At 64.9% G+C, this 13,249-nt stretch carries 12 protein-coding genes; 6 read left to right on the plus strand and 6 right to left on the minus strand.

Going from position 1 to position 13,249, the window contains the following annotated elements:
• The first annotated feature begins 73 nt into the window (after positions 1-73).
• The 6 genes from O6R08_RS07825 to O6R08_RS07850 all read left to right on the plus strand — a co-directional run bounded on the left by O6R08_RS07825 (position 74) and on the right by O6R08_RS07850 (position 5,709).
• Positions 74-886, plus strand: coding sequence for a purine-nucleoside phosphorylase (locus tag O6R08_RS07825; RefSeq protein WP_271417624.1), 813 nt, complete (start codon positions 74-76; stop codon positions 884-886).
• A 24-nt stretch (positions 887-910) separates the two neighbouring features.
• Positions 911-2,587 (plus strand): phospho-sugar mutase, encoded by a 1,677-nt coding sequence (locus O6R08_RS07830; RefSeq protein WP_271417625.1) that lies wholly within the window; start codon positions 911-913, stop codon positions 2,585-2,587.
• A gap of 33 nt (positions 2,588-2,620) precedes the next feature.
• On the plus strand, positions 2,621-2,836 hold the full coding sequence (locus tag O6R08_RS07835) for a hypothetical protein (RefSeq protein WP_271417626.1): 216 nt from the start codon (positions 2,621-2,623) through the stop codon (positions 2,834-2,836).
• A gap of 284 nt (positions 2,837-3,120) precedes the next feature.
• Positions 3,121-3,714 carry a DUF2207 family protein gene (locus O6R08_RS07840; protein WP_271417627.1) on the plus strand — a complete coding sequence of 198 codons (594 nt, stop codon included), beginning with the start codon at positions 3,121-3,123 and terminating at the stop codon, positions 3,712-3,714.
• Between the two features lie 151 nt (positions 3,715-3,865).
• Complete coding sequence (locus O6R08_RS07845) at positions 3,866-4,384, plus strand: uridine kinase (RefSeq protein WP_271419318.1); 519 nt, start codon at positions 3,866-3,868, stop codon at positions 4,382-4,384.
• Between the two features lie 782 nt (positions 4,385-5,166).
• On the plus strand, positions 5,167-5,709 hold the full coding sequence (locus O6R08_RS07850; protein WP_408640157.1) for a 3'-5' exonuclease: 543 nt from the start codon (positions 5,167-5,169) through the stop codon (positions 5,707-5,709).
• Positions 5,710-5,750: 41 nt separating this feature from the next.
• Here O6R08_RS07850 and metG read toward each other — a convergent pair whose 3' ends face one another.
• From metG to O6R08_RS07880, 6 genes are all read right to left on the minus strand, one after another.
• Positions 5,751-7,532, minus strand: a complete 1,782-nt coding sequence (metG, locus tag O6R08_RS07855; protein ID WP_271417628.1) for a methionine--tRNA ligase — start codon at positions 7,530-7,532, stop codon at positions 5,751-5,753.
• A gap of 65 nt (positions 7,533-7,597) precedes the next feature.
• Positions 7,598-8,500, minus strand: a complete 903-nt coding sequence (locus tag O6R08_RS07860) for an RNase H family protein (RefSeq protein ID WP_271417629.1) — start codon at positions 8,498-8,500, stop codon at positions 7,598-7,600.
• A complete protein-coding gene (locus O6R08_RS07865; protein WP_271417630.1) occupies positions 8,497-8,910 on the minus strand; it encodes a cytidine deaminase in 414 nt (137 codons plus the stop codon). The genes O6R08_RS07860 and O6R08_RS07865 overlap by 4 nt, the downstream gene beginning before the upstream one ends.
• A gap of 1 nt (position 8,911) precedes the next feature.
• Entirely contained in the window at positions 8,912-10,270 is a 1,359-nt protein-coding gene (locus O6R08_RS07870) for an ABC transporter permease (protein WP_271417631.1), read from the minus strand.
• Entirely contained in the window at positions 10,267-11,535 is a 1,269-nt protein-coding gene (locus tag O6R08_RS07875; RefSeq protein WP_271417632.1) for an ABC transporter permease, read from the minus strand. The genes O6R08_RS07870 and O6R08_RS07875 overlap by 4 nt, the downstream gene beginning before the upstream one ends.
• On the minus strand, positions 11,532-13,121 hold the full coding sequence (locus O6R08_RS07880; protein ID WP_271417633.1) for an ABC transporter ATP-binding protein: 1,590 nt from the start codon (positions 13,119-13,121) through the stop codon (positions 11,532-11,534). The genes O6R08_RS07875 and O6R08_RS07880 overlap by 4 nt, the downstream gene beginning before the upstream one ends.
• Positions 13,122-13,249: the final 128 nt, after the last annotated feature.

The following is a 13,249-nucleotide window of genomic DNA, read 5'->3' on the forward strand; positions in this document are numbered from 1 at the left end:
GACACGGAAAACATGGCCACCTGAGCCGGGGGTTCACGCGCCCGAACCACGACGAACCTCTAGGGTTGACCCCATGACGACACCGGATTTCACCGACCCCCAGGCCATCGCCCGCGATGCTGCCGATGCCATCCGTTCCCGCCTCGGGCTCACCCGCGTCGACATGGGACTCGTGCTCGGCTCGGGCTGGTCAGCCGGAGTTGATCGCCTCGGCGAGGAGATGGGACGACTTCCGCTCGGCGACCTGCCCGGATTCTCAGCACCCGTCGTGGCCGGACACGGCGGCGACCTCGTTGCTGTCGAGCTTCCCACAAGCAAGACCGCCGTCGTCCTGACCGGACGCACCCACCTTTACGAAGGACGTGGGGTCGAGCCGGTCGTCCACGGTGTGCGCACCGTCGCGGCCCTGGGTGCCCACACGATGATCCTCACCAATGGCTGCGGTGGCCTCGACCCGTCGTGGGGTCCGGGAACCGTCGTCGCCATTCGCGACCACATCAACCTCACCGGCGTCACCCCGCTGCGTGGCGCCACCTTCATCGACATGTCGACGACATGGACCCCGGCCCTGCTCGAGGTCGTCGAGAAGGTCGCCCCGGCCACCCCGACCGGCGTCTACGCCCAGTTCCGCGGCCCGCAGTACGAGACCCCCGCCGAGGTCCGCATGGCTCGCACCATTGGCGCTGACCTCGTCGGTATGTCGACGGCGCTGGAGGCCATCGCCGCCAGGGAAGCCGGACTCGACCTGCTCGGCCTGTCCTTGGTCACCAACCCTGCTGCTGGTGTCACCGATGCCCCGCTCGACCACGCCGAGGTCATCGCCGCTGGCAGGCAGGCCGCTCCCCGCCTGGCAGGTCTGCTCGCTGACATCACGGCTGCCATCTGATCCGCCCCACACCAACGAGGAACCATGACCACCACCCATTCCGAGGGGCTCAGCCCCGAACTCGTCGCCGATGTTCACTCCTGGCTCGACCAGGACCCTGACGAGGCCACTCGTAGCGAATTGTCCAACCTGCTCGGCCGTGCCCAGTCCGGTGACGGCGAGGCCATCCAGGCCGTCGAATCGGCCTTCTCCGGCCCGTTGACCTTCGGTACCGCTGGCCTGCGTGCTGCTCTGGGCCCCGGGCCGTCCCGGATGAACCGGGTTGTCGTCCAGCGTGCGGCTGCCGGATTCGCCGCCTGGCTGCACGCCCATGGCAAGACAGAAGGATCGGTGGTCATCGGTTTCGACGCCCGGCACAACTCCGACGTCTTTGCCCGTGACACTGCCGAGATCATGGCTGGAGCCGGTTTCCACGCGCTGCTGGCCGACTCCCCCATCCCGACCCCCGTGACGGCCTTCGCCATCAAGCATTACGGAGCAGTCGCCGGAGTCATGGTGACGGCGTCGCACAATCCGCCGGCCGACAACGGGTACAAGGTGTACCTGGGTGACGGCTCCCAGATCGTGCCTCCCACCGACGCCGAGATCGCCCACGAGATCGAGGTCGTCGCGGCCAATCCCCTCAGCACGATCCGGCGCGGTGACGACATTGAGCTGTTCGGCGACGACCTCATCGACGCCTACGTCGCTCGCGCTGCCGAGCTGACCACCCCCCACCCTGACGTCACCTGGGTCTACACCGCCATGCACGGTGTGGGAACCCGCGTCGTGCGTCGTCTCGTCGAGAGGGCCGGCCTGCCGGAGTTCGTCGGGGTCAGCGAGCAGCTCGACCCGGACCCGGACTTCCCGACCGTGGCCTTCCCGAACCCCGAGGAGCCGGGCGCCATTGACCTGGCCATCGCCCAGGCACGCAAGCATGACGCCGATGTCGTCATCGCCTCCGACCCGGACGCCGACCGTTGCGCCGTTGCCGCCGTCATGGACGGGGACTGGCGGATGCTCACCGGTGACGAGCTGGGAACCCTGCTCGGTGACGACGCCTTGCGTCGTGGTCTGGACGGGGTCTACGCGAACTCGGTGGTCTCGTCGACCTGCCTGGCCCGGATGGCCACAGCGGCAGGACGCGAACACCGTACGACCCTGACCGGTTTCAAGTGGATTGGCCGTGTTCCGGGCCTCGTCTTCGGCTACGAGGAGGCCATCGGCTACTGCTGTGACCCATCGCACGTCCCGGACAAGGACGGCATCACCGCCCTGGCGACGATCATGCGCCTGGTGGGTGAACTCAAGGACTCCGGAACCACGATCTGCCAGCGGCTCGACGAGATCTGGGCCACCCATGGTCTGCACCGCACCAGCCAGCTCGCAGTGCGCGTCACCGACATGTCGATCATCACCGACGCCATGGACCGTCTGCGCAAACAGCCCCCGACCACCTTGCTCGGCGATCCGGTCGAGGTGCGCGACCTCAACGACCCCAACAACGGGTCCGGGCTGCCCCAACAGAACGCCATCGAGCTGACTGGACCTCGCGTCCACGTCGTCGCTCGCCCCTCCGGCACCGAGCCCAAGCTCAAGTGCTACCTGGAGGTACGGGCCACTCCCGCCGAGTCGGCAGCCAACCTGCCCGCCACCAAGTCCAGGCTGGACGCCGAGATGGTCACCTTGCGTGAGGAGATGGCCACCGCCCTGGGAATCTGACGGCACCGTCACATGGGACGCGTCGCGGGCCAGGTGAAGACCACTTACACTGATGCCATGCGACGCGCCCTATCCGCCGTAATAGCCGCTTTTCTGCTGACTTTTCTTGGCGCTTTGGTTCCCGCTGTTCCAGCCCATGCCAACAACGACGAACACATCACGGACTACACCGTCAGGGCCACCTTCGATCGCGACGGAGATGCCCGGGTCAGCCTTGACTTCACCTACGACTTTGCCGACGAGGACTAACACGGGCCCTATCTGACCTTCGTCACGCAGCAGTCACTGACGGACAATCCTGGCCACGTCCGCCACATCACCTACAGCAACATCCAGGCCTCCAGCCCCTCAGGAGCCCCGCCGACGTCCACCAGGAAAACAGTGGCGCACTCCAACTGAGGATCGGGTCGAAAGACCGCACCGTCACTGGTAAGCAGAAGTACCGAATCACCTACACGGTTCACGGCCTCATCAGTCGCGACAACAAGAAATCACACCTCGACGAGATCAATGGCCGGGCCGGCTTTTTCACAATGTCCCATCGCCAACGGAAACGAAAAACAAACGCCATCGGCGTGGCCCTATCACTCCTGTACGGAGGGCTTATCGTCGGCGCAATGATCGCCGAACTCGGCATGGACATGGACGGAATCTGGTGGCCCTTCACGGTGCCGAGCTTCATGGTGATGCTCTTCCATCTCTCCTGCGCCTTCCTACCCTTCCAAGACCGACCCTCTCGTAGCGCTCTGGGCACGGCGATGGCCGATCGGGTACAAGGATTCCGCGACTACCTGGCCACCATCGAGGCGGACTCGATCCGGGCCGAAGAGGACCTTGGTATCTTCTCGGCCTACCTTCCATGGGCCGCAGCTTTCGATATCACCGATCGCTGGAACTCCGTGTTCCAACAGCTCGAAGCCGAAGGGCGCTGGTCCCCCGACCTGATATCGGACGGGTTGACTGTTCTCACCATCGGCGATGACATCAACCAGTCCTTCGCGTCAACCTTCAACGACATGACTTCATCCATGATGACGTCGATGATGGAGGCCGCCTCCTCGACCTCCTCCGCCTCAGATGTCGGATCCTCCGGCGGCTCCGGCGGCGGAGGCGGCGGAAGCTGGTGAGGCAGCGTCGTCAGTGTCCCCGTCGCGGCATCGACGACGCATGGGTGCCCCGATGACCACGATGGCCCTGCCGATAGACTGATCAGCTGTGGCGCGCACGATCATCCTGTTGGCAGGACCCTCTGGTTCCGGGAAATCCCGTCTGACCCATCTGGCCGGGCTGCCCGAACTGCGCCTCGACGACTTCTACCGCGATCATGACGAACCGGGACTTCCCAGGGTGTGCGGCATGGTCGACTGGGACGACGTCGCCTCCTGGAACCTTCCAGCAGCTGTAGAAGCTCTGGAGGAACTCGCGACCACGGGACACACCGTCGCCCCCTGCTACGACATCTCGAGGTCTCGGGCCGTTGGCACCCACGTCGTCACCGCCGCAGATGCGCCAGCCATCGTCGCCGAGGGGATTTTCGCCCTGGACCTGTTCGACCCGTGTCTTGAGGCCGGCATGGAGGTCTTGCCGATCTGGTTGGATCGTCCGCGCTGTTTCAACTTCGCCCGGCGTCTCGTCCGCGATCTGCGGCAGCATCGCAAGTCCCCGCCCGTGCTCATTCGCCGCGGGCTGGCCCTGTGTCAGGCAGAACCTGCGATGAGGTCCAGAGCCATCGTCATGGGATTCCAGCCCATGAGCATGAGACGTGCCAGTGCCACCGTTGCAGCCCTCATGAACTGATCGTTGTGGGCTGAGCGCCGGAGGGGCAGGATTGGACCCGCGAGACTGGACCAGCGGTATTGGACCAGCAAGAAGAACCACCATCGTTCGTCGGTGTCCGAGCCGAGGAATAGCCTTGTACGAATCGCAGAGACGTGGAAGCAAGGAGAACACGGATGGGTTCCCGGAGGTGGCTCAACACCGTTCGGGCGCAGGTCGACAATGGCCGCGCTGAACACGATCGCCCGGAACACGATCATCCTGCGCGCCACGCTCCTGCCTCCAGCGCTGCCACCCACCAGACCACGACCGGGGCGACACCGACGTATCGCGGTCGCGCCATCTGGGACTGGACGCCCACCGTCGCTGCTCTCAAACGCGACGGCGACTACGACCAAGCCCTCGTCATCGCCACCGGTTGCATGGATGCCATGGTCGAGACGGCCAAAGTACGTCCCACCGATGTCATGGAGTACTACGTCATCGAGGTGGCGAAGATCCAGCACAAGATGAAGGCCTACGCCGACGAGGTGCACACAATCGAGTCATGGTTGGGCCTCGGCCTGGAACCGACTCGTCAGGACCATCGCATCGACCTGCAGAAGCGTCTGGCCAAGGCCAACGAGATGTGGGCCAGGGCGGACGGACGCGACCCCTCTGTCCACCACGAACAGTGGAAACGACTCGTCGAGATCGCCAAACAGGACAAGGCGATCGCGTCGGGTACCCAGCACTCAGCGACAGGGGCTCGCCCGGTGTCATCGGCAGCACTCAATGCTCGGCCCTCCAGACGTGGGGCAAGGCTGATACCCACTGCGGCGCAACTGGCCGATCAGGAGTTCGTGGCCATCGACTTCGAGACGGCCAACCGGATGGGTGGCGTCTCGGCCTGCCAGTTGGCCATGGTGAAGGTGGTCGACGGTCAGGTCATCGACAGATTCAACACCCTTATCCGTCCGCCGCGCGGATGGGACTCCTTCGAGTTCACCTACCTGCACGGGATCTCTGCCGCCGATGTCCGGACCTCGCCGATGTGGCCTTCCGTCGCCGACGATGTCTCCCACTTCGTGGCCGGAGCCACGGTGTACGCACACAACGCCATGTTCGACTCCCGGGTGTGGCGCCAACTCGACGAGTACTTTGGCACCCTCACCCTGCCGTCGCCGTTCTTCTGCTCCTACCGCACGGCCCAGCGCCTCATTCCGGGCCTGCCCAATTACAAGCTTCCGACGGTCCTTCACGCCTGCGATCCGAGTTACCGACTCAATCACCACCGTGCAGACTCCGACGCCGAGGCGTGCGCCCTCATCGTCTGCCAGTTGCAGCGACTGGCCAGCCAACTCTGATCCCCACCCCGACCGAGACCGGCCGGGGCGGCCTCACAGCGTCACTGCGGGTTGACCGGGGCCCACGCCGGACCAGTCTCGGCCAACGTGGCGTCCAGCTTGCGGAAGATCGGACTGGGCTTGGCCAGCGGAGTCCCCACCGCAATCTCACGACGTTGCCAGGACGCCTTCTCGCAGGCGTAGTCACCCATGAGAATGGGGGCATCGCCGTCAGTCTCCACGAGCTCGGGCTGGGCCGCCCACACGCCCTCGCCGCCCATCGCCTCGTAAATCTTCTGGGCCGAGTGCGGCATGAAAGGGGTGAGCATGGTGTTGACGTCGCTGACAACCTGCAGGGCCACGTGCAGCACGGTGTCGCGGCGCTCCGGGTTGTCCTTGAGCTTCCAGGGCTCCTGGGCGGAGATGTAGGCGTTGGCCAGCCCGACGATCCTCATCGCCTCGGTGATGGCGGCCTTGAACTTGGCGTGGGCCAACAGATCCCCCACAGCGTCGAATCCGGCAGCCGATGCCTCCAACAGCTCGCGGTCGGCGTCGGTCAGCTCACCGGCAGCCGGAATCTCGCCACAATTCTTGAAGGCCATCGAGATGGACCGGTTGACGAGGTTGCCCCACTCGTTGGCCAGCTCGAAGTTCACCCGACGGACGAATTCCTCCCAGGTGAAGTCAGTGTCCTGGTTCTCCGGCCCGGCCACCGCGATGAAGTAGCGCAGGGCGTCGGGTCCGAACTCACGCAGGAAATCCCCGACGAAGATCGTGGCGCCACGCGAGTTCGACACCTTCGAGCCGCTCATGGTGAGGAACTCGCTGGAGACGATCTCGGTGGGCAGGTCGAGGATGCCCAGCTCCTCGGAAGGCTCGCCTCCCTTGTCACCGCCTCCATTGGTACCCAGCAGAATCCCGGGCCAGATGACCGAGTGGAAGACGATGTTGTCCTTGCCCATGAAGTAGTAGGACCGGGCCTCCTCGTCATTCCAGAATTGCCGCCAGGCATCGGGCTGGCCGATACGCCGTGCCCACTCGATCGAGGCCGACAGATAGCCGATGACGGCGTCGAACCACACGTAGATGCGCTTCATGGACTCGTTCTCCCAGCCCTCGACCGGCACCTTGATGCCCCAGTCGAGGTCGCGGGTGATGGCGCGCGGGCGCAGCTCCTCCAGGAGGTTGTGGGAGAACTTGAGGACGTTGGGACGCCAGTCGGTGCGAGTGTCGATCCAGGCCGTCAGGGACTCGGCGAGGGCAGGCAGATCCAGGAAGAAATGCTCAGTCTCGCGGAACTCGGGCGTGGCCCCGGTGGTCTTGGAACGAGGATTCAGCAGATCAGCCGGATCGAGCTGACGGCCGCAGTTGTCACACTGGTCACCACGGGCGTCGTCGTAGCCGCAGATCGGGCAGGTCCCCTCGATGTAGCGGTCCGGGAGGGTGCGTCCCGTGGACGGCTCGAAGGCACCCATCTCGGCCTTCTTGAACACGTAGCCGTTCTCGTAGAGCCGGGTGAAGATCTCCTGGGTGACGTGAGCGTGATTGTCGGTCATCGTCGAGGTGTACAGGTCGTAGGACAGACCAAGACCCTGCAGGTCAGAGGCGATGATGCGGTGATACTTCTCGGCGCACTGTTGGGCCGTCAACCCCTCCTGGTCAGCCTTGACCGAGATGGCGGTGCCGTGGCAGTCGGAGCCGGAGACCATGAGAACCCGGTGGCCCGACATTCGCATGTACCGGGCAAAGACGTCAGAAGGGACACCGAATCCGGAAACATGGCCGATATGGCGTGGCCCATTGGCGTAGGGCCACGCGACGGCGGCAAGAATGTTGGCACACATGGGGCCAACTCTATCGGTATGACCCGGCCTCGGTCGCCTCGCCGGCTGCTGTGAACATCCAAGGGTCAGCGCACCGGGGTGATCTGGTGAAATCTGAGCTGCCAACCGTGCTCGGGGTCGCGGTGCCACACGGATACTCGCAGACTCACCCGGGACCCGGCTCGAGTTCGCCACCGCAGCAGGACATCCTGCGGGCCGGTATGCACCATTCCCAGAATCTCGATGCTCGAGCGGACTTGAGGGGCAGGCATGTCAGCCAGGGCCCTGCCCTTGGTCCAGAGCCGACCATTGGCATCATGCTCGACGAAATCGTCGGCTGCGAGTTCCTCGAGGGCGCGACGGTGAGCGATGGCGTCGGTATCCAGCAGGCGACGCTCATTGTCGGTGAGGACGGCGAGAAGCTGCTGGTCGCCGGAGACCGGACGCTCGGGAAGGTCGAACAATCCCTCCTGCTCGGCGCTGTGTCCATCAGCCGGAACGTCCTCATGTGGCTCAGGGTCGCGGGTGACCCCGTCGAACCCCGGGCCATGATCCACCGGGGTACCGTCCCGGAATGCCGTGGCAGCGGCCCGGGCACGCGCGTCCGCCGCCTCGTTCATGGCGTGACCGGCGTGCCCCTTGACCCATTCAAAGGTGATGTCGCGGCCCTCGAGCTCCTCGTCGAGACGCTCCAGCAGGTCCCGGTTGAGAACCGGCTTGCCGTCACGTTTGCGCCACCCCTTGCGCTTCCAACCAGGGATCCACTTGGTGCAGCAGTTGATGGCGTACTGGGAGTCGCACAGGATCGTCAACGGCTCCTCGGCGTCGCGGGTGGCTTGCAGCAGGTCGAGGACGGCCTTGAGTTCGCCCATGTTGTTCGTGCCGCGCGGCCACCCACCCGCAGCCCAGGTGTCGTCGTCGATGTACCAGGCCCAGCCGGCTGGTCCGGGATTGTCGAGGGAGGACCCGTCGGCTGCGGCCACGATCATGACTTCTCCTGCTGGTTGGCTACGCGATCAAGGTCGTCAATGCCGAAGGCCTGCGGCAACACCTCGGCCATCGTCTGCACCCCGGCGGGGGTGTCAATGAGCATCGTCGGACCACCATGTTCCCACAACAACTGACGGCACCGACCACACGGCATGATCGTGGTCCCCGTCGCGTCGACGCAGCAGAAGGCGAGCAGGTGTCCCCCTCCCCCGGCCACCAGGTCACTGATCAACCCGCACTCGGCACACAGGGTGACGCCGTATCCGGCGTTCTCAACATTGCATCCCACGACGATGCGGCCGTCCTCGGCCAGCCCGGCCGCTCCCACTGGGAAGTGGGAGTACGGCGCATAGGCACGCGTGGTCAGTTCACGGGCACGACGGCGCAGTGCTTCCCAGTCGACGTCCACGTCATTCCTTGATGTATGGGGTACCGTCGGCTGCTGGTGCCCGCACCTTGCCCACCAGACCCGCCACGGCGACGATGGTCGCGATGTAGGGCAGGATGAGCAGGAACTGCGAGGGCATCGGGGCGCTGATCGTCGACAGCTCGGTGGACAACTGGGTCACGAAGCTGAAGAACAGCGCCATGACGGCAGCCAGCCCCGGACGCCAACGCCCCATGATGAGGGCGGCCAGGGCGATGAAACCGTTACCGACCGTGATGTCCTTGGAGAAGGAGCCGACGGTGCCGATGGTGAAGTAGGCCCCACCCAGACCGGCGAAGACCCCGCCGACCAGAACGGCCGACCATCGAATCCCGGCAACGGAGATGCCAACAGTGTCGGCAGCCTCGGGGTGCTCACCCACCGAGCGCACCCTCAGACCCCACTTGGTACGCCACAGCAGGAACCACACCAGCGGGATGCACAGGAAGGCGATGTACACCAGGATCGTCTGGTCGAAGAAGATCGGCCCGAAGAATGGGATCTTGGACAGTCCCGGAATCGGCACCGCCTCCATGATCGGAGCGGTGTTGTACTTCTCGGCCTCGGGCGAGAGCAGCTGGGTGTAGAGGAAGCCGGTCAGGCCGGACGCGAAGAGGTTCACCACCACGCCCATGACGACCTGGTCGACGACATATTTGATGGTGAAGACGGCCAACAGGGCGGCAGTCAGCACAGAGGCGACGATCGCGGCGATAATGGCCGCAGACACCGAGTGGCTCATCGACCCGACCAGTGCCGCCGCAAAGGCCGCCGTGAGCATCTGTCCCTCAATGGCCACGTTGACGACGCCGGCGCGCTCACACATGACACCGCACAGGGCGCCGAGGACCAGCGGGGTTGCCACCGACAGGGTGCCCTGCAACTGACCCGCCACCTGGAAGGGCAGATCGCGTCCTGCGGCCGCCCAACTCAGGAAGCCAATGATGATCGCGAGACCGGCGACGACCCCGGCGGTGACGGTCAGGGTGTGACGGCTACGGCCCATGAAGAAGGCACCGGCTGCCAGCACGCATGCGATGGCGCTGACGAGGACGATCGGGAACCCGGAGACGGTCAGGGTCCCCAAGTCCTTGCCGGCCAGGGCGTCGGTGAAGGCGAAGTGGGCCTCACCAGAGGTCTTGGTCAGCAGGAAGAACAGGATCACCGCCATGACGGCGATGAGCACGCCGGTCGACAGGCGGTGAGTGCGCGCCTCGCGGGACTCGACCCGCTCGAACTCCAGCTCCTTGTCGAGGGCTTCGGCAGCCGCAGTGGGCACCTCGACACCGGTCTTGGTGACGTCAGAGTTGGTGGGACGAGGAAAGCGCAATGCCGGGCTCATGCCAGGGCTCCCTTCGTGGTGGTGTCAGCCGAAACCGGACCGCGGTCACCTTTGTCGTGTCGCTGTTCCTTGCGGGTCTTGAGGAAGGGCAGGATCGTCTTGACCAGCATCGGGGCCGCCACGAACATGACGATGACGGCCTGGATCACTCGGACCAGGTCCAGAGAGGTCTGGGTCATGGCCTGCATGCGCAGACCTCCCTGGTTCATGGCTCCCCAGAACAGACCGGCCAGCACGATGCCGAGCGGCTTGGAACGACCCAGCAGGGCCACCGTGATGGCATCGAAGCCGATGGTTCCCACCAGGCCGATGGACAACTGGGTCGGGGTGGCGCCCGAGATCGGGCCCAGGGCCACCTCAACACCGGCCATCCCCGCAAGGCCACCCGAGATGACCATGGTCCAGGCGATGATCGAGTTGGTGTTCATACCGGCCGTCGCCGAGGCACTCGGGTTGGCGCCCACGGCACGGATCTGGAAGCCCAGATGGGTGCGATCCAACAGCCACCAGGTGCCCACGGCCAGCAGCAGGGCCAGGAAGAAGCCCAGGTGCAACTGGGACCCGGCCATGCGCGGGAAGGTCGCGTTCCAGTCGACGATGGGGGCGATCGGGTCGGTACGGCCAGGCATCTGGAAGGCCTTGGTCGTCAGCAACCACGCCAACAAACCGCTGGCGACGTAGTTGAGCATGATCGTCACGATGACCTCATTGGCGCCGGCGCGGGCCTTGAGGACACCAGCGATGGCACCCCAGATGGCTCCGCCGACGAATCCGGCGATGACGGCGAAGAGCAGGTGAATGGGCAGCGGCAGGGAGTGGAAGTTGAATCCGACCCAGGCGGCCAGCGTCGCCCCGGCAATGGCCTGACCTTGACCACCAATGTTGAACAGACCAGCCTTGAAGCCCAGGCCGATGGCCAGACCGGCACAGATGAGCGGAGCGGACTGCGCCGTCGTCGCCGTGATGGCCTGCCAGGATCCGAAGGCTCCCTGGAACAGGGCGGCATACGCCGAGGAGATCTGGGCCCAGGAGTCAGTCAGGGCGTCAGGACGGGAGAAGAGATAGCTCCACTCCTTGTTGATCTTGGGGTCGGCGGCCACCATGACGATGGCCGAGACGATGAAGGCCAACACGAACGCGGCGACCGTCACCCACAGGTCATTCCACGGAAAACGGCGACGCTGCGTGGCCCCCGCCTTGGTGGCAGCGGATGCCGTCGACCCAGTGGTCGGCGTCGGGGTGGGCTGCGGGGATTCGGTACTCATTCCGAGACCTCCTTGTGTCCCTTGGCGACGCTGTCACACGCCTCGTCATAACTGAATCCGGCCATCATGAGGCCCAGGACGTCGCGGGGAGTTCCCCCCGGGGCGATGCCGACGACACGCCCGCGATACATCACCGCGATACGGTCCGACAGGGCCTCGATCTCGTCAAGCTCGGTGGAGACGATGAGCACAGCGGTGCCGTTGTCTCGTTCCTCGACGATGCGCTGGTGCAAGAACTCGATGGCACCAACATCGACACCGCGAGTGGGCTGGGAGGCCACGAGCACACTCAACGGACGCGACAACTCCCGGGCCAGGACGACCTTCTGTTGGTTACCACCCGACAGGGAGGACACCGGAAGCGCAGCCGAGGGGGTACGAATGTCGAACTCGTCGACGCGTTCGCGGGCGTTGTCAGCGATGCGCTTGAGTTGCAGGTTGCCGTGCTTGGAGTAGGCGCCCACCTGGTTGAGGATGAGGTTCTGGGCAATGGAGAACTCGGCGACGAAACCGTCGCGCTGACGATCCTCGGGCACGAATCCCAGACCTGCCTCGATCGTCTTGGCAGGGGCCGCGCCGGTGGTGTCCTTGCCGTCGATACGGATGGATCCCGAGGTGGGTTTGATCAGACCAAGCAGGGACGACGCCAGCTCGGTCTGTCCGTTGCCCTGCACACCGGCGATGCCAAGAATCTCGCCACCGGAAACGGTGAGACTGACGTCGTCGACGACAACCGATCCGAGGTCATCGGCCACGGTGAGGTTCTCGATCTCCAGACGAGGCTTGGTCGGCTTGGCCTCGTCCTTGTCGACGACCAACTTGACAGCTCGTCCCACCATCATCTCGGCCAGCTCGGCCTCGGACTGATCGGCAGAGGCCTGGCCGACGATCTTGCCGCGACGAATCACGGTGATGTCGTCGGCAATGGCGCGGACCTCGCGCAGCTTGTGGGTGATGAAGACGATGGCTCGACCCTCGTCACGCAGGACTTTCATGACGGCCATGAGCTCGTCGATCTCCTGCGGGGTGAGCACGGCAGTGGGCTCGTCGAAGATGAGGTACTTGGCGTCATTGGCCAAGGACTTGAGGATCTCAACACGCTGCTGGACGCCGACCGGCAGGTTCTCGATGACCGAGTCCGGGCTGACGTCGAAGTGGTAGCGATCTGACAACTCGCGCACCTTCGCGCGGGCTCTCCTCATCGACAGCACGCCGGCGGTTGATTCCTCCCTTCCCAGGACGATGTTCTCGGCCACCGTGAAGACGTTGACGAGCATGAAGTGCTGGTGGACCATCCCGATTCCGGCCGCCATCGCCTGCTTGGGGTTGTCGAAATGCTGCTCGGCCCCGTCGATGTAGACCGACCCCTCGTCGGAGGGAAGCAGCCCGTACAGGATGTTCATGAGGGTCGACTTACCGGCACCATTCTCACCGAGGAGGCAATGGATGCGCCCGGGGACGATGTCGAGGTCGATGTGGTCGTTGGCCGTAAGCGTCCCGAACCTCTTGGTGACTCCGCGCAGGCTCAGTCCGTCCTTGACGGGAGCGCGGTCACCCGATGGGGCAACGGTGGTGTTAGTGGTCACGGGGCAGATCCTTCCACGTCTGGTCCCTCATGTCGTGCGAGCCCACGACGACGCGCCGACCTCCCTGGGAGATCGGCGCGTCGTCGGCTCACGTGGTTGGCAGCTCAGCGGCTGCGCGATCCGAGTTC

The sequence above is a fragment of the Cutibacterium equinum genome (assembly GCF_028021195.1).
Taxonomy (GTDB): Bacteria; Actinomycetota; Actinomycetes; order Propionibacteriales; family Propionibacteriaceae; genus Cutibacterium; species Cutibacterium equinum.